General features: G+C 42.2%; 1 protein-coding gene. It reads right to left on the bottom strand.

The features are described 5' to 3' along the window. Positions 1 to 115: 115 nt before the first annotated feature. Positions 116 to 550: threonine ammonia-lyase (locus JMW90_RS13625; protein ID WP_201564778.1), on the bottom strand; the 435-nt coding region annotated here is incomplete at its 5' end.

Below are 550 nucleotides of genomic sequence, written 5' to 3'. Positions count from 1 at the left end.
TTATTAGTTAGTGTTATAAAAAGCCGTTTTAAACTTGCGCATTACTGGCGCTTAGTTAACGCTTCATTTGTAATCAGTTATTGATACCTAATTACTGATATTTAGTTGCCGATCATTAATTCCAAGGCAACTTGTCAAGATCAACGTTACCACCAGTGATGATGACGCCAACCTTTTTACCGGCAAAAACGTCTTTGTTCTTCAGGATGACAGCAAGCGGCACGGCACAGCTTGGTTCGATGATGATTTTCATATGCGTCCAAGTCAGTTTCATCGCTTCAACGATTTCTTCTTCAGTCGCGGTCAAAATATCAGTCACATAATTGCTAACAAAATGCCAAGTCAAATCCTTCAGCGGTACTTTTAAACCATCGGCAACCGTGTTTGGTGCATCATCAGCGATAATATGACCGGCTTTAAATGAGCGTGCAGCGTCATCAGCGTTTAATGGCTCTGCTGCATAGATTTTGACATCTGGTGCTAGGTTCGACAACGTCAAACAAGTACCTGAAATCATACCGCCACCACCAATGGGTGCCACAACCATATC

This window comes from Psychrobacter glacincola (assembly GCF_904846215.1).
GTDB lineage: Bacteria > Pseudomonadota > Gammaproteobacteria > Pseudomonadales > Moraxellaceae > Psychrobacter > Psychrobacter glacincola.
Note: the sequence above shows the minus strand (reverse complement) of the source record. Positions and strands in the feature narration are given on the sequence as shown.